The organism is Agromyces sp. NPDC060279, from assembly GCF_042726785.1.
GTDB lineage: Bacteria > Actinomycetota > Actinomycetes > Actinomycetales > Microbacteriaceae > Agromyces.
On record NZ_JBHXBK010000004.1, the window covers coordinates 50763 to 71031 of the forward strand.

The following is a 20269-nucleotide window of genomic DNA, read 5'->3' on the forward strand; positions in this document are numbered from 1 at the left end:
ACGGTAGACGCCCACGAGGGGGTGACGATGACGATCACGACGCCGGCGGGAGCCGGGACGGGCGGAGCCAGGCGGCTGCCGGCCTCCGGCGAGCTGCCCGATCGGCTCGGGCGCCCCATGCGGGACCTGCGCATCTCGATCACCGATCGCTGCAACTTCCGCTGCGTCTACTGCATGCCGAAGGCCGTGTTCGGCCGCGACTACGCCTTCCTCGATCGCGACGAGCTGCTGAGCTTCGACGAGATCGTGCGGATCGCCCGCGTGGCCGCCGCGCACGGCGTCGAGAAGCTGCGGCTGACCGGCGGCGAACCACTGCTGCGCCGCGGCGTCGAAGAGCTCGTGGCCCGGCTCGCCGAGCTGCGCACGCCCGACGGGCGGCCGCTCGAGCTCGCCCTCACGACGAACGGCGCCGCGCTCGCGGTGAAGGCCCGTGCCCTCCGGGACGCCGGGCTCAGCCGGGTCACGGTCTCGCTCGACTCGCTCGACGACGCCAAGTTCCAGGAGATGAACGACGTGCGCTTCCCGGTGGCGCGGGTGCTCGCCGGCATCGATGCCGCGCACGAGGCGGGGCTCGGCCCGATCAAGCTGAACATGGTCGTCAAGCGCGGGCTGAACGACGACGAGGTCGTCGCCATGGCCAGGCACTTCAAGGGCACGCCCTACACGCTGCGCTTCATCGAGTACATGGACGTCGGCACCTCGAACGGCTGGGACCTCGCCGAGGTCGTGCCCTCCGCCGAGATCGTGGAGCGCATCGGCGCCGAGCTGCCCCTCGTGGCCATCGGCCGCTCCGCCCCCGGCGAGACTGCGGCGCGCTGGCGCTACGCCGACGGCGAGGGCGAGATCGGCGTCATCTCGAGCGTGACGAACGCGTTCTGCGGCACCTGCAACCGCGCCAGGATCTCGACCGAGGGGCGCCTGTTCACCTGCCTCTTCGCGAGCGAGGGCCACGATCTGCGGGCCCTCCTCCGCGGCGGCGCCGACGACGCCGAGCTCGCCCGCGCCATGGGGGCGATCTGGGGCGCGCGCGACGACCGCTACTCCGAGCTGCGGGCGACGCTCACCCCCGAGCTGCGGGCCGCGCGGCCGAAGATCGAGATGAGCTACATCGGCGGCTGAGGCGCGGGCGCCCCGATCGCCGGGGCGCTGCTAGAGGCCGACCCACTCCGAGACGCCGTCGTCGAAGTGCTGTCGCTTCCAGATCGGCACCTCCTGCTTCACGAGCTCGACGAGGCGCTCGCACGCGTCGAAGGCCTGCGCCCGATGCCCGGCGCCGGCCGCCGCGACGAGCGCGACGTCGCCGATCACGAGATCGCCGACGCGGTGGGCGGCGGCGACCGCGAAACCCGTCTCCTCGTGGATGCGCCGGACGCAGTCGGCGAGGAAGCGCTCGGCCTCGGGGTGGCCGCGGTAGTCGAGGGCGCGCACGGCCCGGCCGCCGTCGTGGTCGCGCACGACGCCGTGGAACACGACGACGGCGCCCGAGGCGTCGTGCTCGACCGCCCGGCGCACCGCGTCCGCGTCGAGCGGGGCCTCGGAGACGACGGCGTAGAGCTCGGTGGGTTCGGGACTCGTGCGGTCGGGACTGGTGCGGTCGGGACTGGTGCGGTCGGGACTGGGCATCGCTGGCTCGCTTCCGCTGCGGTTGGTCGGGGGTGCGTCGGTCATCGGGTCGGCGTCGGTCACCGGATGAGGTACTCCGCGCCGAGCGCGGCGAAGCGGTCGAGGCCGCCGTCGAGCGAGACGACGTCGGCGTGCCCGCGCGCGGCGAGCGCCGCGGCGGCGCGGGCCGAGCGCATCCCGAGCTCGCAGTACACGACGAGCGGGCCCGGCTCGGCCGCGGGCTCCGCGCCGCCGAGCAGCTCCCCCAGCGGCACGAGCTCGCTGCCGGCGATCCGGCGCAGTTCGGCTTCGGCGGGCTCGCGCACGTCGAGGAGGCGCAGCGGCTCGCCGGCGCGCAGCCGGCGCAGCAGTTCCGCGGCCGAGATCGCCGCGGTCGGGGCATCCGCGGCGGCCTCCTGGGGAACCAGCCCGCAGAAGCGCTCGTAGTCGACGAGCCCCGTGATCTCGGCGGCGTCGGGATCGACGCCGTAGGGGATCTCGCGGCTGCGCCCGCTCAGTGCGTCGTAGCTCAGCACCCGCCCGAGCAGCGGCTCGCCGATGCCCGTGACGAGCTTCACCACCTCGCCGACCAGCATCGCACCGATCGTGAGGCAGAGCGTCGGCAGCACGCCGCCGAGCTCGCAGGAGGGCACCTCGCCGGGGGCCGGCGGCGTCGGGAACAGGTCGCGGTAGCCCGGCCCGTGCCCCCGCCAGGCGACGCCGAGCTGTCCCTGGAAGCGCAGGATCGCGCCCCACACGAGCGGCACGCCCGCGAGATGCGCGGCGTCGTTCGCGAGATACCGGGTGGGGAAGTTGTCGCTGCCGTCGACGACGAGGTCGTAGTCGGCGAGGATGCCGGGCAGGTTCGCCGCCGTCAGCCGCACCCGGTGCCGCACCACCCGGCACTCCGGGTCGATCGCCGCGACCGTGTCGGCGAGCGAGTCGACCTTCGCGCGGCCGAGGTCGGCGACCCCGTGGCTGAGCTGCCGCGGCAGGTTGCTGAGCTCGACGACGTCGTCGTCGGCGATGCCGATCGTGCCGATGCCCGAGCCGGCGAGCGCGGGCACCACGGCGCTGCCGAGGCCGCCGGCGCCGATGACGAGCACGCGGGCCGCGGCGAGCCGGCGTTGCGCGTCCTCGCCGTAGCCGGGCAGCATGAGCTGACGGCTGTGCCGGCTCACGCGCTCGGCGCTGAGCGGCGCGCCTGGCGCGACGAGCGGCTGGGTCATCCGGTCAGTGTACTCGCGGACCTTTTCCGCGTGGCGGATGCCGGATTCCGCCGTTCGGGTAGCATCGAGCCCATGACCCTCGTGACCGTGCGCTACTTCGCGGCCGCCGCCGACGCCGCGGGTCGCGAGGAGGAGCGCCTGGAGCTCGGCGAGGCGACCGTCGGCGCGCTCCGCGAGCTGCTCGCCGAGCGCTACGGCGAGCCCATGCAGCGGGTGCTCCGCAACGGCTCCTTCCTCGTCGACGGCACCGTCCGCCGCGACCCGGCCACGCCCATCGGTGCCGCGGTCGATCTGCTGCCGCCGTTCGCCGGCGGCTGAGCCGCCGAGGCATCCGCCGTTTAGGCTGAACGCATGCGCAGCTACGCCGAACACCGTCGTGCGGTCACCGAGCTGCTCGCCCCGCTCGAGTCCACCCTCGACGCCGAGCACGCGAGCCTCTCCGGCGGCGACGCGCTCGGTCGTGTGCTCGCCGCCGACGTCGTCTGCCCGATCGAGCTGCCCGGCTTCGACAACTCGCAGATGGACGGCTACGCCCTCCGCGCCGCCGAGCTCGCCGGCGCCGCGCCCGGCGCTCCGGTGCGGCTGCCGATCGGCCCGACGAGCGCCGCCGGCGACCGCGTCTTCGAGCTCGCCCCCGGCACCGCCTCGCCCGTCATGACGGGTGCCCCCATCCCCCGCGGCGCGGACGCCGTCGTGCCGATCGAGGCCGCCGATCCGCCGTCGTTCATCGGCATCTCGGGCGCGCGTCACGACTCGCCCGTGCAGGAGACGGTCGGCTTCGCCGCCCCCGTCGAGCCCGGCGCCTTCATCCGCCGGGCGGGCAGCGACGTCGCGGCGGGCGCGCTCCTGCTCGCCGCCGGAACGCGGCTCGGCCCGGCGCAGCTCGGCGCGCTCGCGGCCGCCGGCGTGACGGCGTTCCCGGTGCGGCGACGGCTGCGCGTGCTGCTCGTCTCGACCGGGCACGAGCTGCGGCCGCCGGCGGCCGAGCTGCGGCCCGGGCAGATCCACGACGCCAACTCGACGATGCTCGGCGCCGCGCTGCGCGCCTGCGGCGCCGAGGTGGTCGAGGCGGTCTCCCCCGACGACGCCGCCTCCCTGCGCGAGGCCGTCGGCTCCGCCGCGGGCCGCGTCGACCTCGTCGTCACGAGCGGCGGCGTGAGCGAGGGCGCCTTCGAGGTCGTGCGGGAGGCGCTCGCCCCGCTCGGCGTCGCCTTCGAGAAGGTCGCGATCCAGCCCGGCGGCCCGCAGGGGCTGGGGCTCGCCCGCTTCGACGACGAGGCCGCCCTCCCGGTCGTCGCCTTCCCGGGCAACCCGGTGAGCGCGCTCGTCTCCTTCGAGCTCTTCCTGCGACCGGTGCTGCGCCGCCTCGAGGGGCTCGCCCCCGACCGGCACCGGGCCACGCTCCCGCTCGCCCACGAGGTGGTGTCGCCGCTCGCGAAGCACCAGGTGCGCCGCGGCGTCGTCGACGGCGACGGCGCCGTCGAGGTCGGCGCACCCAGCTCGCACCTGCTGCACGCGTACGCGCAGGCGACCGTGCTCGTGCACCTGCCCGTGGGCGTCGACCGGCTCCCGGCCGGCGCCCCCGTCGACGTCTGGAGGATCGATGACTGACGAGACCGCTTCCGGCCTCACGCACCTGCGCGCCGACGGCTCGGCGCACATGGTCGACGTGACCGACAAGGCCGTCACCCGGCGCACGGCGAGCGCGCAAGCGGTGCTCGTCACCCGCGAGGACGTCGTCGCCCGCGTCGCCGACGGCACCCTGCCGAAGGGCGAGGCGCTCGGCACCGCGCGCATCGCCGGCATCATGGCCGCGAAGCAGACCTCGACGCTCATCCCGCTGTGCCATCCGCTGCCCCTCACGAAGCTCGCCGTCGACTTCGAGCCGGCCGGTGACCGCGTGCGCGTCGTCGCCACGGCGACGACGAACGGCGTGACCGGCGTCGAGATGGAGGCGCTCACCGCCGCGAGCGTCGCAGCCCTGACGCTCTACGACATGATCAAGGCCGTCGACCACGAGGCCGTCATCACCGACGTCTGCGTGCTCGCCAAGTCGGGCGGCAAGCGCGGCGAGTGGAGCCGCGCGTGAGCGCGGGCAGTCGCCACGGTGCGCACGCGGTCGTCATCGTCTCCTCCACCCGGGCCGCGGCCGGCGTCTACGAGGACCGCACCGGCCCGGTGATCGCCGAGTGGCTGCGCGAGCGCGGCTTCGCCGTCGAGGGGCCGGTCGTCGTCGCCGACGGTCCCGACTTCGCGATCGCCCTCGACTCGGCACTCGCGACGAGCCCGGCCGTCGTCGTCTCGACCGGCGGCACGGGCATCGCCCCGGGCGACACGGTGCCCGAGGCGACCGCCGCCGTGCTCGACCGCGAGCTGCCCGGCTTCGGCGAGGAACTCCGCCGCCGCGGGGCCGCCAGCACCCCGACGGCGCTGCTCAGCCGGGGCCGCGCCGGGATCGCCGCCGGGGCGCTCGTGGTGAACCTGCCCGGCTCATCGGGCGGCGTGCGCGACGGGCTCGGCGTCCTCGACGAGGTGCTCGACCACGTGCTCGACCAGCTCGCCGGCGGCGATCACCCGGCCTGAAGCGGGGCGGCGCCGGCCGAGGCCTCCCGCCGTCGGTGCCAGCGCTGCCGCTCCTGCTCGAGCGGCCGGGCGAGTATCGCCCACACCACGAGCGCGACCCCGGCGCCGACGAGCGCGCCCGCGATCGTGTCGGTGAGCCAGTGCACGCCGAGGTAGGTGCGGGTGAACGCCATCAGCAGCGTGTACGCGACGCCCAGGGCCCACACCCAGACCCGCGGCGCGATGATGCCGACGACCACGGCGATCGTCGCGGCGTTGGCCACATGCCCCGAGGGGAATGATCCGAAGTCGCTCGTGACCAGCATGTCCTCGGGGCGGGCCCGGCCGAAGAGCTGCTTCAGCAGCTGCACGACCCCCGCGCTCGCGGCCGAGGCCAGCAGGAAGAACGCGGCGCCCCAGGGTCTGCGGCAGAGCAGCAGCACGACCGCGCCGCCGAGGGGCACGACGAAGACGCCGATCGCCCCGCCGCCGAGGCGGTTCATCGTGAACGCGACCGCGTCGCCGAACGCGCCGCGCAGCTCGATCACCTCGCCGGCCCAGCCCTCGTCGAGGCCGATGACGCCGTTGCGCACCGCGATGAGGCCGCCGAGGAGCAGGGCCACGAAGAGCACGCCGACGCCCGCGGCGACGATGACCCGCCGGTGCAGGCGGCGGGCCGCCGGGGCATCCGCCTGCTCCGTGCTGCGCGGGACCGCGGCCGGGCCGGGTTCGGGGTCGCTCGACTCGTCGTGGGCCATGCGCCCACGCTAGCCGCCCGGGCTCAGTCGCCCAGCGGCGGCACGCTGCGCGGGCGCACGAGCACCCACAGCGCGACGATCGCGACCAGGGCCGCCGCGGTCATCACGATCGCCATCGGCACGGCACTGCCGACGCCCATGAGCCCGATGAGCGGCGAGATGAGGCCGGCGAGCCCGAAGTTCAGCGCGCCGAGGAGCGACGCCGCCGTGCCCGCCTCGTTGCCGTGCGAGGCGAGCGCGAGGATCTGCACCGCCGGGAACGAGAAGCCGCACGCCATGATGAACAGGAACAGCGGCACGATGGTGCCCCAGAGGCCGGCCCCGGTGAGGTCGAGCACCGCGATCGCGACGGCCGAGCCGAGCAGCACGAGCGTCGTCACCGCGAGGATCCACTGCGGCTGCACCCGGCCGCGCATGAGCCTCGAGCTCGTCTGCACACCGATGATGATGCCGACCGAGTTCACGCCGAAGAGCAGGCCGTACTGCTGCGCCGTGAAGCCGTGCACCTCCTGGAACAGGAACGAGGAGGTCGAGAGGTAGCCGAACAGGCCCGTGAACACCATGCCGCCGACGAGCGCCGCGCCGAGGTAGACCCGGTCGCGGAACAGCGCGCGGTAGCGCTCGCGCATCGTCGAGTGCCCGGCCGCGTGCCGGCGCTGCTTCGGCAGCGTCTCGACGATGAGGAAGGCGACGCAGAGCACGACGACGACACCGTAGGCGGCGAGCACCCAGAAGACCCCGCGCCAGTCCATCACCTGCAGCAGCTGCGAGCCGATGACGGGCGCGAGCACCGGCGCGAGCCCGTTGACGAGCGCGAGGCGCGAGAGCATGCGCACGAGCGGCTTGCCGCCGAAGAGGTCGCGCACCATCGCCATCGCAACGACGCCGCCGGCTGCCGCGCCGAAGCCCTGCAGCAGGCGGAAGACCGCGAGCCAGGTGATGTCGGGCGCGAACGCGGCGCCGAGCGAGGCCGCGATGTGCAGCAGCGTCGAGAGGATGAGCGGCAGCCGCCGACCGACCTTGTCGCTCCACGGCCCGACGATGAGCTGCCCGAAGCCGAAGCCGATCATCGTGCCGGTGAGCGTCAGCTGCACGGCGGCCGCGCCGACGCCGAGCTCCGACTGCAGCACGGGGAACGCCGGCAGGTAGAGGTCGACGGTGAACGGCCCGAGCGCGGTGAGCGCGCCGAGCACGAGCACGTAGACGAGCCGCTGGCGGCGACTCAGCCGGTCGCCGGGGTGCGCGCTGACGGCGGAGACCGAGCCGGTGTCGTCGGGGCGGATGATCGGGATGGAGGCGGTGGACATGTGCTCCCTGAATGGATGCGGCGGCTGAGCGCGGGCGGCGGTGCTGGATGGCGGTGCTGGCCGGGCGGGTCGGGCGGGCCCGCCGGGATCGGGGCCGGCGTGCCGGACCCGGGGCTCGAATCGCGCACGGGTCGAGTGCCCGCGCCCGGACCGCCGATGGCGTCCGCGGTATCGAATCGATTCGAGATCGTCCATGCTAGCGCATCGGGCGCGCGGGCGGGGCGGGCGCTCAGGCGGGGTGGGTAGGGTGGCGAGCGTGTCGAGTGACTTCCGCGCCTTCCCCGCAGACCCCGCCACCGCCGCCCGTCTCGGCAGCCTCGGCCTCGACTACCGCGTGCTCTCCCCCGACGATCGCGAGGCGCTCGCCGCCTGGTCGGAGGCCGAGCACCGCGGCTTCCACCACCCCCGGCCGACGCCCGAGACCCTCGAGCGTGAGGGCGCCCTGCTGCAGGACCGCCGGGTGCAGGGCGTCTACGACCCCGAGCTCGGTGACGCCATCCCCGTCGCGACGGTCGCGAGCTGGCCGACGGGCCTCAGCGTGCCCGGCGGCCGCAGCGTCGACGGCTGGGCCGTCGCGGCCGTGACGGTCGCCCCGACGCACCGCCGCCGCGGCATCGCCAGGGCGATGATGCAGGCCGAGCTCGCGAACGCCGTCACCGCGGGCGCCGCCGTCGCGATGCTCACCGCCACCGAGGCGACGCTCTACGGCCGCTACGGCTACGCGCCCGCCGCGCGCGCGGCGAGCCTCGAGATCGACCGTCGCCGCGTCGAGTGGGCCGGCGCCGCGGCGCCGGGGCGGGTGCGCTTCGTGACGGATGCCGCGGGCTTCCGCCGCACGGCCGGACAGATCGTGCGCCGCCAGGTCGCTCGCACCCCCGGCGAGATCGACCGCTGGCCGGCGCTCGTCGATCGCGTGCTCGGGCTCGAGGACCCCGCCGGCGAGACGGCCAGGGCGACCCGCGTCGCCCGTTACGACGACGAACGCGGGCAGGCGCAGGGCTTCGTCTCGTACCGCATCACGCGCGACGGCATGGGGGCGGGCGTCCTCGAATTCGACTTCCTCGCCGCCGCGAGCGACGAGGCCGAGGCGGCGCTCTGGCGCTTCCTGCTCGAGCAGGACTTCGTGTCGACCGTGCGCGCCCGCCTCCGCTCCGTCGACGAGCCGCTCCGCTGGCTGCTCGCCGACCAGCGGGCGATCACGACGACCGTCGGCGATCACCTCTGGCTGCGCATCCTCGACCCCGTCGCCGCGCTCGAGGCGCGCCGCTACGAGGGCCCGGGCTCGCTCGTGCTCGAGCTCGACGACCCGCTCGGCTACGCGGCCGGCCGCTACGCGCTCGAGGTCTCGGCGCGCGGGGTCGCGGAGGTGCAGCGCCTCGACGGCGACGCGGCGGATGCCTCGACTCGAGCGACGACGGCGCCGACCCGCCGTTCGAAGCCGGCGCACGGCCTCCGGCTCGGCGTCGACGCCCTCGCCGCGATGTACCTCGGCGACGCCAGGGCGAGCCTGCTGGCCCGCGCCGGCCGCGTCGAGGAGACCGGGCCCGGCTCGCTCGCGGTCGCCGACCGCCTGTTCGCGACGAGCCGCGCGCCCCGCCTCAGCATCTGGTTCTGAGTCCGCCCCACGACGAGCGCGGACGGCGCCGGTCCCGCACCCGGCCGACCCAGCGGCGCAGCCCGATGACGATCGGGATCAGGACCGCGACCCCGGGAAACACGACGGCGCCGAAGGCGAGCACGCTGCCGATCGGGAAGCGGCTCGCGCCGCCCGCCCCGAGGCCGAGACTGCCGCTGCCGAACGCGTCGCCCGCGACGAGCACCTCGGCGTCGTAGGTGTCGAGCGCGTCGACGCAGCTCACCGCGTAGTCGCCCGCGCGGTCCGCCGTGAACTGCAGCAGCTGCACGAACCCGGGCTTCGGGGTCATCCACCAGAGCGTGTCGTCCCAGTCGAGCGACGGGCCCGACCGCATCGCGGATTCCGCGCCGCCGGGGCCGATCGCCCGGCACTCGAGGGTGCCGAGGTTCGCGGCGATGCCGCGCGCCCAGACCCCGGCGCGCTCCCCGGCGGCGAGCTCGACGGTCGCCGCCTCGCCGAGCGGCCGCGACTCGGCGGCCGCCACCGACTGCACGATCGGCGCGACCCAGAGCCACCAGATGAGCGCCGCGGCGACGGCGCACACGGCGGCCGTCGCGAACGCCAGCTGGTCGCGGTGCCGCAGCGCCGCGGCATCCGTCCCCGGCCGCGAGCCGTCCGGCCCGACCCGTCTCAGCGGGCGTCCTGGCGCGGGAAGACGACCTTCTCGAGGATGATGATGATCGACGCCGCGACCGGGATCGCGACGAGGGCGCCCAGCACCCCGCCGAGCGTGCCGCCGGCGACCGCCGCGATGACGACGAGGGCGCCCGGCACCGCGACCGCCTTGTTCATGATCCGCGGGCTGATCACGTAGGCCTCAACCTGCATGTACACGAGGTAGTAGATCGCCGCGGCGAGCGCCGTCACGGGCGAGGCCGCGAACGACACGAGCGAGATGATGACCGCGCCCGTGAGCGTGCCGATGAGGGGCACGAGCGAGCAGAGGAACGCGACGAAGGCGAGCAGGATCGGCGCCGGCGCCCCGATGATCGTGAGGTAGATGAGGCTGAGCACGCCGTTCACGGCGCCGAGGGTGACCTGGCCGATGACGTAGCGGCCGACGGCGCCGGTGATGTCGCCGGCGACGTCGAGGTAGGCGCGGCGCGAGCTGGCCGGCACGAAGCGGGCCGAGGCGCGCTTCATCGAGCGCAGCGAAGCGAGGAAGTAGAGGGTGAGGATGAGCACGATCGTCGCGCCCGTGAAGCCGCCCGCGATGCCCGCGCCGACTGCGAGGAGGCCGCCGCCGAGCGAGCCGATGTGCGCCGGGTCGCTCAGCCAGTCACCGATGGCCTGGATGGCCTGGTCGATCGAGTCGCCGCCCGTGAGCCCGTTGATCCAGCTCACGAGCTGGCTCTCGCGCACCGCGACGACGATGCGGTCCCAGTCGTTGACGATGCGGGTGCTCTCGGTGATGACGATCGGCACGATGGTCGCGATCAGGCCGACGAAGAGGCCGATCACGACGGCGAAGACGATGAGGATGGCGGCCCAGCGGGGCAGGCCGCGCCGCTGCATCCAGCTGACCACCGGGTCGAGGCCGAGCGCCAGGAACAGCGCGAGCGCCACGTAGAGGATGACGGTCGAGAGCTGGCCGACGATGCCGCCGAGCGCGAGCGCGACGAGCACGCCCAGGGTCGCGGTGAAGCCGATCCGGAACGCGTTGACGCGGAACGAGGGCAGCTCGACGACGTCGGCCGGCTTGCTCGTGGCGTCGCGCACGGTGGCCTCGGCCTTCGCCGGGCCGGAGGCCGATCGGGACTTCGACGGGATCCGCATGCTCCGACCGTAGCCGGAGCCCTGCGCGTCGCGGAAGGTCCCCCGCGGCGAGTTGATAGGCCGGATCTCCTGTGCTCGGAATGAACGGGGGCCGGCCGCGTTGACCTCAGGGGGGGGGGTGCGCCCGCAAGCGACGCGCGCCCGCCGGAAGGAGCACCGTGACCGCAGAGACCGCCGTCGGATTCCGCTCGGAGCGAGGGCCCGTGCTCATCGCGCTCATGCTCGCGACGGGCCTCATCGCCATCGACTCGACGATCCTCGCGACCGCGGTGCCGTCGATCGTGCGTGACCTCGGCGGGTTCGCGCAGTTCCCGTGGCTCTTCTCCGTCTACCTGCTCGCCCAGGCCGTCTCGGTGCCGGTGTACGCGAAGCTCGCCGACACGGTGGGGCGCAAGCCGATCATGCTCGTCGGCATCGGGCTGTTCCTGCTCGGCTCGGTGCTCTGCGGCTTCGCCTGGGACATGACCTCGCTCATCGTGTTCCGCGCGGTGCAGGGCCTCGGCGCGGGCGCGGTGATGCCGGTCTCGATCACGATCACCGGCGACATCTACACGGTGCGCGAGCGCGCGAGGGTGCAGGGCTACATCGCGAGCGTCTGGGCGGCGTCCTCGGTGATCGGGCCGACGCTCGGCGGGCTGTTCGCGGGCTACCTCGACTGGCGCTGGATCTTCTTCATCAACATCCCGCTGTGCATCATCGCCGCCGTCGTGCTGTGGCGCCGCTACCACGAGTCGCTCGGCCGTGAGAAGCACACGATCGACGTCAGCGGCTCGATCGTGCTCACGCTCGGGCTCACGCTGCTCATCCTCGCGGTGCTCGAGGGCGGTCAGGCCTGGTCGTGGCTGTCGTGGCAGTCACTCGGCGCCTTCGGCGTCGGCGCGGCGCTCATCGTGGCGTTCGTGTTCATCGAGCTGCGGGCGAAAGAGCCCGTGCTGCCGCTCTGGGTGTTCTCCCGCCGGCTCATCGTCACGACCTCGCTGATCTCGCTCGGCGTCGGCGCCGTGCTCATCGGACTGACCTCCTACGTGCCGACGTTCCTCGAGGTGTCGGCCGGGTCGAGCCCGCTGGTGGCCGGCCTCGCGGTCGCGGCGCTCACGCTCGGCTGGCCGATCTCGGCGTCGCAGTCCGGGCGGCTGTACCTGCGCCTCGGCTTCCGCACCACGGCGCTCATCGGCCTTGCGATCGCCATCGCCGGCTCGGCGGCGCTCATCGCCGCGTCCTTCGTGCCGAACCCGTGGACGGCGGCCCTCGCCTGCTTCATCGTCGGCCTCGGCCTCGGCCTCGTCGCCTCCCCGACGCTCATCGCGGCGCAGTCCTCGGTGCCGTGGTCGGAGCGCGGCGTGGTGACTGGCGCGAACATGTTCCTCCGCTCGGTCGGCAGCGCCGTCGGCGTCGCGGTCTTCGGTGCGGTGGCGAACGGCGTGATCGAGCGCTCCGGGCTCGGCGACCACTCCCCCGTGGCGGTGCAGGGCGCCGCGACCGCGGTGTTCGTCGCCGTGATCGTCGCCGCCGCGGCGACGATCGTCGCGGCCCTGGTGATGCCCCGGGCGCGGGTCGAGGACGTGGAGCTCGCCCCGAGCGAGCCGTCCGCCGCCGGCTGAGGCGCCCCGCCCCGCCCCGCCCCGCCCTGCCCCGCCCGGCCTGCCCCGCCCTGCCGAGAGGGTCGGATTCCGGCGGCGCGAGCGCGATCGGCCCGTCCGGATGCCGGAAAGCGACCCCCTCGACGAGGTGCGGTCGCCTGCGAGCGCGACCGGAGTGCGGAGGGCGCACTCATGGAATCCCAAGCGCCATTTCAGCACGATTCGCGACGAGATTGCCCATTTACATCAACCGGTTCGAAGTATCCCGAATCGCTCAATTCTGATTCGAACCGCTTGACGGAATCCCCTCTCCCTGCAATCTTTGAAGAGGAGAGAACCTCGCATTTTGATCCGACGAAGGGGTCGAATCAATGGATCACAAGACATGGAGAACGGCGCTTCGGGGCGCCGCGATTGCGGGCCTGCTCGGCGCGGTCGTCGCACTCGTAGAGCCGATGGTCGCCAACGCCGCCACCGTGTGCTGCTATCGATACTGGGGTGTAAGCAGCTCTGCCGCTTCTGCTGGCCAGTTCAAGCAAAGTCCCACCGTTACAAGAATCGATTGGAATGCGACGTGGGTCGAGCACAAGGACGGCTTCCTCACTGCGCACAGCCGGGTCTACTGGCAAGGAGGGAGCTCGCTCGCGAGCGGCGGTGGCGGCAGCTGGGTGTATGCGAATCCCGGAGGCGAGGTCCCCTACGCGTACGGTCGATGCGGTTTCTACTGGGATATCCCGAATCCGGGCCACCCGCAGGACATGTATTGCGACATCAAGTACTCGAACTGAACAGGAGCAGCTGATGATTGCAAGGAACACCATGGCACCTCAAGCGACGATCACCGTGAGCGCCATCACGCTTTCGGTAACTGCCGCTGCCGCTCTCGGATTCGGCGCAACATCCGCGTGGGGAGCGAATTCGTTTGCGAACGCAGCACCGCAGGTGTACCTGCAAGTCCTCTCCGAACCCGCCAGCGCGGAAGACGAGCTTCCCGCCGAGAGCGAGGGCGTTCCGTACGCGGACGGTGCTGGCCTTCGGTACGACACGTCTCGCGCGCTCGGCTCCGACGCGACCGCTCGCTACTGGGTGGTCGAGAGTGAACAGAACCAAATCTGTCTCGTGAGCATGCTGCTCACGACCGGTGACTCCTCGATGGTCTGCGTTGCAGGCGACAAGTTCGCGAAGGAAGGCGTCTCCGGCGCTGTCGCTTCGTTCGGCGCATCCGGCGAGGAGCGCGGCTACACCGAGGCGTACCTGGTCCCCGATGCGCTCCGATTTGTCGCAGTCCCAGACGGCCTCGGCCTGGTCACGAGCTACCTCGCTACCGGCGATACGCGTGACCGCGAAGGCGCACTGACCTCGACGACAGCGGACGGCCAAGCACGAATGAATGTCCAACTCCTGCATCCCGACCGAAGTTCATGACCTCAGCCGTGAGAGCGAATCGCGGACCCCTCGCCGGAGCTTTGCTCGGAGCCGGTACCACCCTTGCAGTTCTCCTGGCGAGCGCATACGGGGCAGCGCTTGAATGGGGCGCGACGACTGGCACCCTCCTCGGCCCAGACTTGATCCCTGCGGGGTTCAGAACGCCTACCCCGGCGTGGCCGTTCACCGCAGCGACAGGCGTGCTGGTGGCGGTAGGAGCTCTGGTGCTGCTCAGCATGGAACCTGGTCAGGTCCGAACTGGGGCCCTCATCTCATCAGCGCTCGTCGCGATGACGACCCTGCTCGCCGCGCTTGCCACCGTTCATCTCACTGCCGACGTGGTCCAGGACCAAACTGCCTGGCAACGTTTCAGTGCCTTCTTGGTGCAGTCAGAGGGGATGGTGGTGTTCACTGCACTCGCCGTCCTCATCGCCGCCCCCGAGATCGCGCCACCGGCTCGTCGCGCGAGCCGATCAGCCTCCCGATTCTGAAGGGGCGGGTCACAGCTTGGGTGCGCCCGTCGGCCACGTGCTTTCCGCTGGCCCTGACCGACTCGGCGGGATGGCGGCTACGCCCGCAGCTCGGGCAGGCGGATGCCGAAGCGCTCGCGCAGCGCGAGCCGGGCGGCGTACCAGCCGTTCATGCCGTGCACCGCGGGCCCCGGCGGGGTGGAGGCCGAGCAGAGGTAGACGCCGTCGACGGGGGTGCGCCAGGGCGTGCGCGAGACGACGGGGCGCTTCACGAGCTGCGCGAGCGTCGTCGCCCCACCGCCGAGGTCGCCGCCGACGAGGTTCGCGTTGCCGCGCTCGAGGTCCACCGCCGAGCTCGCCGTCGAGGCGAGCACGAGGTCGCGGAACCCCGGCGCGAAGCGCTCCACCTCGGCCGTGATGAGCTCGCTCGCGTCGAACGTCGACCCGGCGGGCACGTGCGTGTACGCCCAGAGCACGTGCTTGCCGGCGGGCGCGCGGCTCGCGTCCAGCACGCTCGGCTGGGTGACGAGGACGAAGGGATGCCTCGGCGCCCCGTCGGTGCCCGGCTGGCGGCCGGCGGCGACGGCCCGCTCGGCGGCGGCGATCTCGCTGCGCGTGCCACCCAGGTGCACGGTCGGGGTGAGCCCGACCTCCTCCGACGCCCAGGGCACCGGCCCGTCGAGCGCGAAGTCGACCTTGGCGACGCCGCTGCCCGGGCGGAAGCGATCCAGCGCCCGCACGTAGCGCCGCGGCAGCCGGGCGGTGCGCAGCAGCGCGGGCCCGGTGTCGAGGAGCACCGCGCGGCTGCCCTGCACCTCGGCGAGCTCGCGCACCCGGATCCCCGTCTCGATGCGCCCGCCGAGCCGGCGGAGCTCCGCGGCGAGGGCGTCGGCGATGCGCTGCGCCCCGCCCTCGGGGAAGCCCCAACCGCCGGCGTGGCCGTGCGCGGCGAGGAGCAGCCCGGCACCCGCGGAGGCGAGGTTCGGCAGCCGCCCGGCGGCGTGCGCGATGACCCCCGTGAGCAGTGCCGGGGCGACCGGCCCGCTGAACCGGGAGCTCCACAGGCTCGTGCCCTGATCGACGGCCCGGGCGCCGAAGCGCAGCGCGGCGACGGGGTCGCGCGGCATCCGGAGCAGCTGCGAGCCGGTGAAGTCGACGACGCCCTCGATGCGCGAGACGAGCGGGCCGACGAGACGACGCCAGTCACCGCCGTCGCCGCCGAGCCCCGCGACCGTGCGCTCGAGCTCGCGCCAGGCGAGCCCGGCCCCGCCGCCGGGCATCGGGTGCGCGTAGGAGAGTTCGGGCACGATCCAGCGCACGCCGCGCGCGGCCCCGGCCTCGCCGAGCAGGCCGAGCTCGCGCAGCACGGGCGAGGCGAGCGCGGCGGGATGCACCGCGGAGCCGACGTCGTGGTGGAACCCCGGCAGCGTGAGCTCGGCGGTGCGGGTGGCGCCGCCGATGGTGTCCTCCGCCTCGAGCACGAGCACGTCGAGACCGGCCCGCGCGGCCACGACGGCGGCGACGAGCCCGTTCGGCCCGCTGCCGACGACGGTGACGTCGCTCATCTCAGAACGCCGAGAGGTACTGCCAGGGCAGCTCGGTCATGACGAGCCGGTGCCGCGGACCGTCGAGGCCGGCACCGTGCTCGGCGCCGTCGGAGGCGAGGTACGCGGCATCCTCCTGCCAGAGCAGCGTCGTGCCGGCCTCGTCGAAGCGTCCCGCGAAGCGGTGCAGCTCGCGCTGCCGGAACCGCGCGAGCGCGGCGTCGACGGAGGCCTCGGCGGCGAGCCCGTGCAGGGTCACCCAGGTCGGCGGCCAGAGCGTCATCGCGCCCGAGGCGTGCCGTTCGAGCGCCTCGGCCGGCCGGATCCAGGCGACGGCGACGAGCTCGTCCGGTGCGGGGCGCAGCTCGCCGTCGGGCATGCGGGCGGCGAAGAACGTGGTGACGAGCCGCTTCTGCGCGATCATCGGCGGCACCCAGTGCGAGAACGCGACGAGCTCGTCGGGGTCGATGTCGATGCCGATCTCCTCGCGCGTCTCGCGGACAGCGGCGCGGCGGGCGCTCTCGACGTCGTCGACGGCCTGGCCGTGCGCGTCGTCCGGGTCGACGGCGCCGCCGGGGAACACCCACGCGCCGCGGAACGAGCCGCGGTCGTGCGGGCGCTCGGCGAGGAGGACCTCGAGGCCGAGCTCGCCATCGCGCAGGAGCACGACGGTCGCGGCCGCGCCGAGGGCGGGCGGCGAGGCGGGCGGAGCGGTGCTGGCCGGCACCTGCTCGTTCAGGGCGTCCATGCCGACAGCCTATGCCCGCACGCCGCGCGGGTACACTGCCTGCGTGAGCGAGCGGAACCGGGCGGACGGCGAGCGGGCGAGCAGTGAGGCGACCATCGTGCTCGCGCCGAACCCCGGGCCGATGACCCTCGACGGCACGAACTCGTACGTGCTGCGCGCGCCCGGCGCGGCGAGCGCGGTGATCGTGGACCCCGGTCCCGATGACGCGGCGCACCTCGGCCGGCTCGCGGCGGCGGGCCCCGTCGAGCTCGTGCTCGTCACCCACCACCACGCCGATCATGTCGCCGGCGCCCTGGGCTTCGCCGAGCTCGTCGGCGCACCGATGCGGGCGTTCGACCCGGCCTACTGCGTCGGCGCGGCGCCGCTCGTCGACGGCGAGACGATCCACGCGGCCGGCCTCGCACTCGAGGTGCTGCACACGCCGGGCCACACCGCCGACTCCGCCTGCGTCGTCGTACACGGCGAAGCCGGCCCCGCGGTACTCACGGGCGACACGATCCTCGGCCGCGGCACGACGATCATCGCCGATCCCGACGGCGCGCTCGGCCCATACCTCGCTTCGCTCGAGCGCCTGCGCGCGCTCGCGAGCGGGAGGGATGCCCCGGTGCCGGTGCTGCCCGCCCACGGCCCGGTGCTGCCGGATCTCGCGGCGATCTGCGACGCCTACCTCGCGCATCGGGCCGAGCGGCTGGACCAGGTGCGCGCGGCGCTCGCGGAGCTCGGCGCCGACGCCTCCGCCGAGGCCGTCACGGATGCGGTCTATCACGACACGGATGCCTCGGTCCGCGAGGCGGCCGAGGCATCCGTCCGTGCGCAGCTCGCCTACCTTCGCGAGCGAGGCTGACTCCGCTTACTTGACGAGGGCGAAGCCCGCCGTCCAGGAGATGCGCTCCTGCACCGCGAGGGTGAGCTGGAGGAAGCCGATCGATTCGAGCTCGCGGGCCCGGGCGAGGCTGCCGGCGTCGACAGCCTCGAGGCCGCCGGCGCGCACGAGCTCGGCGAGCGCGCCCTTCGCGGCGTCGTCGTCGCCGGCGATGAGCACGGTCGTGGGCACGGCGCCGCCGACGGTCTTCGAGGCGAGGGTCGCGGCGAAGTTCGTGTTGAACGCCTTCAGCACCTTCGAGTCGGGCAGGGCGGCGGCGAGCTCGGCCGCGGCGGAGCCGTCGGCCGGCACGACCAGGCGGTCGAAGGTCGAGAAGTCGAGGGGGTTGGTGAGGTCGACGACGATCTTGCCCGCGAGGGCGTCGCGGTGGCGTTCGACGATCTCGGCGAGCGAGGGGTAGGGGACGGCGAGCACGACGATCTCGCCGGTGATGGCGGTCGCGTCGCGGCCGATCACCTCGACCGAGTTGCCGCCCGCGGCGACGATCGCGCCGATCGCACTGCCCATGTTGCCGCTGCCGATGATGCTGACCGTGGTCATTGCCGTTCCTTCCGGGCGCCCCTTCGGACGCCATTAGTTGTTCTGACAACCAACACCCTACGCCGAATCAGTTGTTGCGTCAACTATTGCGCTAGACTGGGCCCATGACCGACCCGACCCCCTGGCTCTCGTCCGAGGAATCCGCCGCCTGGGTGCGCCTCGTCGCGGTCGCCGAACTCCTGCCCAGCGCGCTCGACGCGCAGCTCGGCGCCGACGTCGGGCTCACCCACTTCGAGTACGTCGCGCTCATGTCGCTCGCCGGCGCCCCCGAGCACACCATGCGCATGACGGCGCTCGCCGCGCTCACGAACGCGACGCTCCCCCGGCTCTCGCACGTCATGCGCCGGCTCGAGGCGCGCGGGCTCGTGCGCCGCTTCCCCTGCCCCGAAGACCGCCGCGCCACGAACGCCACGATCACCGAGGCGGGCCTCGCCCTGATCGAGCAGGCCGCGCCCGGCCACGTGCGCACCGTGCGGGCGAACGTGCTCGACGCCCTCAGCCCCACCCAGCTCGAGCAGCTCTACGAGATCGCCGGCGCCGTGCTCGGCCGGCTCGACCCCGAGCAGCGACTGAACGCCACCTCGTGCCAGTTCAGCGAGGGCCCGCGCACCCGCATCGCGTAGCCGCGCCGGCCCGGGGACGACGACGCCCGCCCCGGGACTCATCACCGGGGCGGGCGGTTCGTGGCGGTACGGGCGGATGGCCGCTCAGCGCACCTCGTACGTGAGGCAGTCGGCATCGTCGGCGCCGGCGCCGATGCGGACGGCCGGGGCGGCGCACTCGAGCTGCTCGTTGTGGATGCACTCCGCGCGCTGGCAGGCGCCGACGTGCGTGACGACCTTGTCCAGCCCGCCCTTCGCACTCAGCGGGATGAAGGTCGCGCACTCGGCGTCGCCGACCGTGCCGCCGATCGTGACGGCCGCGGCATGGCAGTGCGAGTGGTCGTTGTAGGAGCACCCGGCCACCGAACACTCGGTGACGCGGGGCAGTTCGTCGAGGGTCATGCTCATGTCGGCCTCCGTCGTCTCGTTGCGGGCGATGCTACTCCGGCGACCGCGGCCGCGCCACGCATTGCACGGTGTTTTTCCGCAGATCAGACGAGATTTCTTGATTAGGATTGCCTCACCTTGCCCGCGGCGCGAGGATGGGGGCATGGATGCCGCCGCCGCGCTCGACGAGATCGCCCTGCTGCTCGAACGGGAGCTGGCCAACCCGTTCAAGGCGAAGGCGTTCCGCCGGGCCTCGGCCGCGATCGCTGGGCTCGACGCCGAAGAACTCGCCCGCCGCATCGCCGACGGTTCCCTGCGCCGCACGAAGGGCATCGGCGACACGAGCTACGCGGTCATCGCCGAGGCCGCCGAGGGCCGGGTGCCCGACTACCTCGCCGAGCTCCGCGCCAAACTCGGCGGCGGTGAGGCGGAGAGCCCGCTGCGCCGCGAGCTCCGCGGCGATCTGCACAGCCACACCGACTGGTCCGACGGCACGACGAGCCTGCCCGTGATGGCCGCCGCGGCCCGCGACGCCGGGCTCGACTACCTCGTCGTCACCGACCACTCCCCCAGCCTCCGCGTCGCGAACGGGCTGAGCGCCGAGCGCCTCGAAACGCAGCTCGACCTCGTCGAGGCCCTCGACACGGGCCACGGCGAGGGCGACGGTGGCCTCGGCATCCGCCTCGTCCCCGGCATCGAGGTCGACATCCTCACCGGCGGCGAGCTCGACCAGCGCGACGAGCTGCTCGCGCGGCTCGGCATCGTCGTCGGCAGCGTGCACTCGAAGCTGCGCATGCCCGCCGAGGAGATGACCCCGCGGATGCTGCACGCCATCGCGCATCCGCGGTTGAACGTGCTCGGCCACTGCACCGGCCGGCTCGTGCGCGGCTCGCGCGGCACCCGGCCGCAGTCCGAGTTCGACGCGCACGCCGTGTTCGCCGCCTGCGCCGAGCACGGCGTCGCCGTCGAGATCAACTCGCGCCCGGAGCGCGAGGACCCGCCGGACGAACTCATCGCGCTCGCGCTCGACGCCGGCTGCCTGTTCTCGATCGACAGCGACGCGCACGCGCCCGGGCACTTCGCGTTCCTCGGGCTCGGGGCCGCCCGTGCGGAGCGGGCCGGCGTGCCCGCCGAGCGGATCGTGAACACCTGGCCGCTCGATCGCCTGCTCGACTGGGCGCACCGCGACACCTGAGGGGCCCGGCGCCCGCCGGCCCGGC

Annotated in this window: 23 protein-coding genes; 13 read left to right on the forward strand and 10 right to left on the reverse strand. The window is 73.6% G+C overall.

The window, feature by feature from the left end:
* Window positions 1-27: 27 nt before the first annotated feature.
* Window positions 28-1119, forward strand: coding sequence for a GTP 3',8-cyclase MoaA (gene moaA / locus ACFWE1_RS12845; protein ID WP_376933819.1), 1092 nt, complete (start codon window positions 28-30; stop codon window positions 1117-1119).
* Window positions 1120-1149: 30 nt separating this feature from the next.
* Here the strand turns inward: moaA and ACFWE1_RS12850 are convergent, their stop codons facing one another.
* Complete coding sequence (locus ACFWE1_RS12850; protein ID WP_376933820.1) at window positions 1150-1623, reverse strand: molybdenum cofactor biosynthesis protein MoaE; 474 nt, start codon at window positions 1621-1623, stop codon at window positions 1150-1152.
* A 59-nt stretch (window positions 1624-1682) separates the two neighbouring features.
* Window positions 1683-2831, reverse strand: coding sequence for a ThiF family adenylyltransferase (locus tag ACFWE1_RS12855; RefSeq protein WP_376933821.1), 1149 nt, complete (start codon window positions 2829-2831; stop codon window positions 1683-1685).
* Between the two features lie 72 nt (window positions 2832-2903).
* On the opposite strand from ACFWE1_RS12855, the gene ACFWE1_RS12860 reads away from it, so the two are divergent.
* Genes ACFWE1_RS12860 through ACFWE1_RS12875 form a run of 4 tightly spaced genes read left to right on the forward strand, consistent with a single transcriptional unit; the run spans window position 2904 to window position 5414 of the window.
* Entirely contained in the window at window positions 2904-3149 is a 246-nt protein-coding gene (locus ACFWE1_RS12860) for a MoaD/ThiS family protein (RefSeq protein ID WP_376933822.1), read from the forward strand.
* A 33-nt stretch (window positions 3150-3182) separates the two neighbouring features.
* Window positions 3183-4442, forward strand: coding sequence for a gephyrin-like molybdotransferase Glp (gene glp, locus ACFWE1_RS12865; protein ID WP_376933823.1), 1260 nt, complete (start codon window positions 3183-3185; stop codon window positions 4440-4442).
* Window positions 4435-4920: a cyclic pyranopterin monophosphate synthase MoaC gene (gene moaC / locus ACFWE1_RS12870; protein ID WP_376933824.1), complete on the forward strand. Its 486-nt coding sequence runs from the start codon at window positions 4435-4437 to the stop codon at window positions 4918-4920. Before glp ends, moaC begins: the two co-directional genes overlap by 8 nt.
* Entirely contained in the window at window positions 4917-5414 is a 498-nt protein-coding gene (locus ACFWE1_RS12875; RefSeq protein WP_376933825.1) for a molybdenum cofactor biosynthesis protein B, read from the forward strand. The genes moaC and ACFWE1_RS12875 overlap by 4 nt, the downstream gene beginning before the upstream one ends.
* Here ACFWE1_RS12875 and ACFWE1_RS12880 read toward each other — a convergent pair.
* Entirely contained in the window at window positions 5402-6151 is a 750-nt protein-coding gene (locus ACFWE1_RS12880; RefSeq protein WP_376933826.1) for a phosphatase PAP2 family protein, read from the reverse strand. The genes ACFWE1_RS12875 and ACFWE1_RS12880 overlap by 13 nt on opposite strands.
* A 23-nt stretch (window positions 6152-6174) precedes the next feature.
* Window positions 6175-7458, reverse strand: a complete 1284-nt coding sequence (locus ACFWE1_RS12885; protein ID WP_376933827.1) for a multidrug effflux MFS transporter — start codon at window positions 7456-7458, stop codon at window positions 6175-6177.
* 256 nt (window positions 7459-7714) lie between these two features.
* On the opposite strand from ACFWE1_RS12885, the gene ACFWE1_RS12890 reads away from it, so the two are divergent.
* Window positions 7715-9073: a GNAT family N-acetyltransferase gene (locus tag ACFWE1_RS12890; RefSeq protein WP_376933828.1), complete on the forward strand. Its 1359-nt coding sequence runs from the start codon at window positions 7715-7717 to the stop codon at window positions 9071-9073.
* On the opposite strand, the gene ACFWE1_RS12895 is transcribed toward ACFWE1_RS12890, so the two are convergent.
* Together ACFWE1_RS12895 and ACFWE1_RS12900 are read right to left on the reverse strand one after the other, a co-directional pair.
* Window positions 9057-9638 (reverse strand): hypothetical protein, encoded by a 582-nt coding sequence (locus ACFWE1_RS12895; RefSeq protein WP_376933829.1) that lies wholly within the window; start codon window positions 9636-9638, stop codon window positions 9057-9059. The genes ACFWE1_RS12890 and ACFWE1_RS12895 overlap by 17 nt on opposite strands.
* Before the next feature lie 86 nt (window positions 9639-9724).
* Entirely contained in the window at window positions 9725-10870 is a 1146-nt protein-coding gene (locus ACFWE1_RS12900; RefSeq protein ID WP_376933830.1) for an AI-2E family transporter, read from the reverse strand.
* A 218-nt stretch (window positions 10871-11088) separates the two neighbouring features.
* On the opposite strand from ACFWE1_RS12900, the gene ACFWE1_RS12905 reads away from it, so the two are divergent.
* The 4 genes from ACFWE1_RS12905 to ACFWE1_RS12920 all read left to right on the forward strand — a co-directional run bounded on the left by ACFWE1_RS12905 (window position 11089) and on the right by ACFWE1_RS12920 (window position 14366).
* Window positions 11089-12471 carry an MDR family MFS transporter gene (locus tag ACFWE1_RS12905; protein WP_376933981.1) on the forward strand — a complete coding sequence of 461 codons (1383 nt, stop codon included), beginning with the start codon at window positions 11089-11091 and terminating at the stop codon, window positions 12469-12471.
* Window positions 12472-12821: 350 nt separating this feature from the next.
* Window positions 12822-13238 carry a hypothetical protein gene (locus tag ACFWE1_RS12910; RefSeq protein ID WP_376933831.1) on the forward strand — a complete coding sequence of 139 codons (417 nt, stop codon included), beginning with the start codon at window positions 12822-12824 and terminating at the stop codon, window positions 13236-13238.
* 31 nt (window positions 13239-13269) lie between these two features.
* Window positions 13270-13875 (forward strand): hypothetical protein, encoded by a 606-nt coding sequence (locus ACFWE1_RS12915; protein ID WP_376933832.1) that lies wholly within the window; start codon window positions 13270-13272, stop codon window positions 13873-13875.
* Window positions 13876-14099: 224 nt separating this feature from the next.
* The gene (locus ACFWE1_RS12920) at window positions 14100-14366 is read left to right on the forward strand and encodes a hypothetical protein (protein ID WP_376933833.1); all 267 of its coding nucleotides are present in this window, start codon (window positions 14100-14102) and stop codon (window positions 14364-14366) included.
* Window positions 14367-14443: 77 nt separating this feature from the next.
* On the opposite strand, the gene ACFWE1_RS12925 is transcribed toward ACFWE1_RS12920, so the two are convergent.
* A complete protein-coding gene (locus ACFWE1_RS12925; protein WP_376933834.1) occupies window positions 14444-15910 on the reverse strand; it encodes a phytoene desaturase family protein in 1467 nt (488 codons plus the stop codon).
* Between the two features lies 1 nt (window position 15911).
* Complete coding sequence (locus ACFWE1_RS12930; protein ID WP_376933835.1) at window positions 15912-16637, reverse strand: NUDIX domain-containing protein; 726 nt, start codon at window positions 16635-16637, stop codon at window positions 15912-15914.
* Between the two features lie 121 nt (window positions 16638-16758).
* On the opposite strand from ACFWE1_RS12930, the gene ACFWE1_RS12935 reads away from it, so the two are divergent.
* A complete protein-coding gene (locus ACFWE1_RS12935) occupies window positions 16759-17481 on the forward strand; it encodes an MBL fold metallo-hydrolase (RefSeq protein WP_376933982.1) in 723 nt (240 codons plus the stop codon).
* A gap of 6 nt (window positions 17482-17487) precedes the next feature.
* Here ACFWE1_RS12935 and ACFWE1_RS12940 read toward each other — a convergent pair whose 3' ends face one another.
* Window positions 17488-18060, reverse strand: a complete 573-nt coding sequence (locus ACFWE1_RS12940; RefSeq protein WP_376933836.1) for an NADPH-dependent F420 reductase — start codon at window positions 18058-18060, stop codon at window positions 17488-17490.
* 104 nt (window positions 18061-18164) lie between these two features.
* On the opposite strand from ACFWE1_RS12940, the gene ACFWE1_RS12945 reads away from it, so the two are divergent.
* Window positions 18165-18683: a MarR family winged helix-turn-helix transcriptional regulator gene (locus ACFWE1_RS12945; RefSeq protein WP_376933837.1), complete on the forward strand. Its 519-nt coding sequence runs from the start codon at window positions 18165-18167 to the stop codon at window positions 18681-18683.
* Window positions 18684-18767: 84 nt separating this feature from the next.
* Here the strand turns inward: ACFWE1_RS12945 and ACFWE1_RS12950 are convergent, their stop codons facing one another.
* Entirely contained in the window at window positions 18768-19070 is a 303-nt protein-coding gene (locus tag ACFWE1_RS12950; protein WP_376933838.1) for a DUF1540 domain-containing protein, read from the reverse strand.
* Between the two features lie 142 nt (window positions 19071-19212).
* Here ACFWE1_RS12950 and ACFWE1_RS12955 point away from each other — a divergent pair, with 142 nt between their 5' ends.
* Entirely contained in the window at window positions 19213-20244 is a 1032-nt protein-coding gene (locus tag ACFWE1_RS12955; protein ID WP_376933839.1) for a PHP domain-containing protein, read from the forward strand.
* The last annotated feature ends 25 nt before the right edge of the window (window positions 20245-20269 follow it).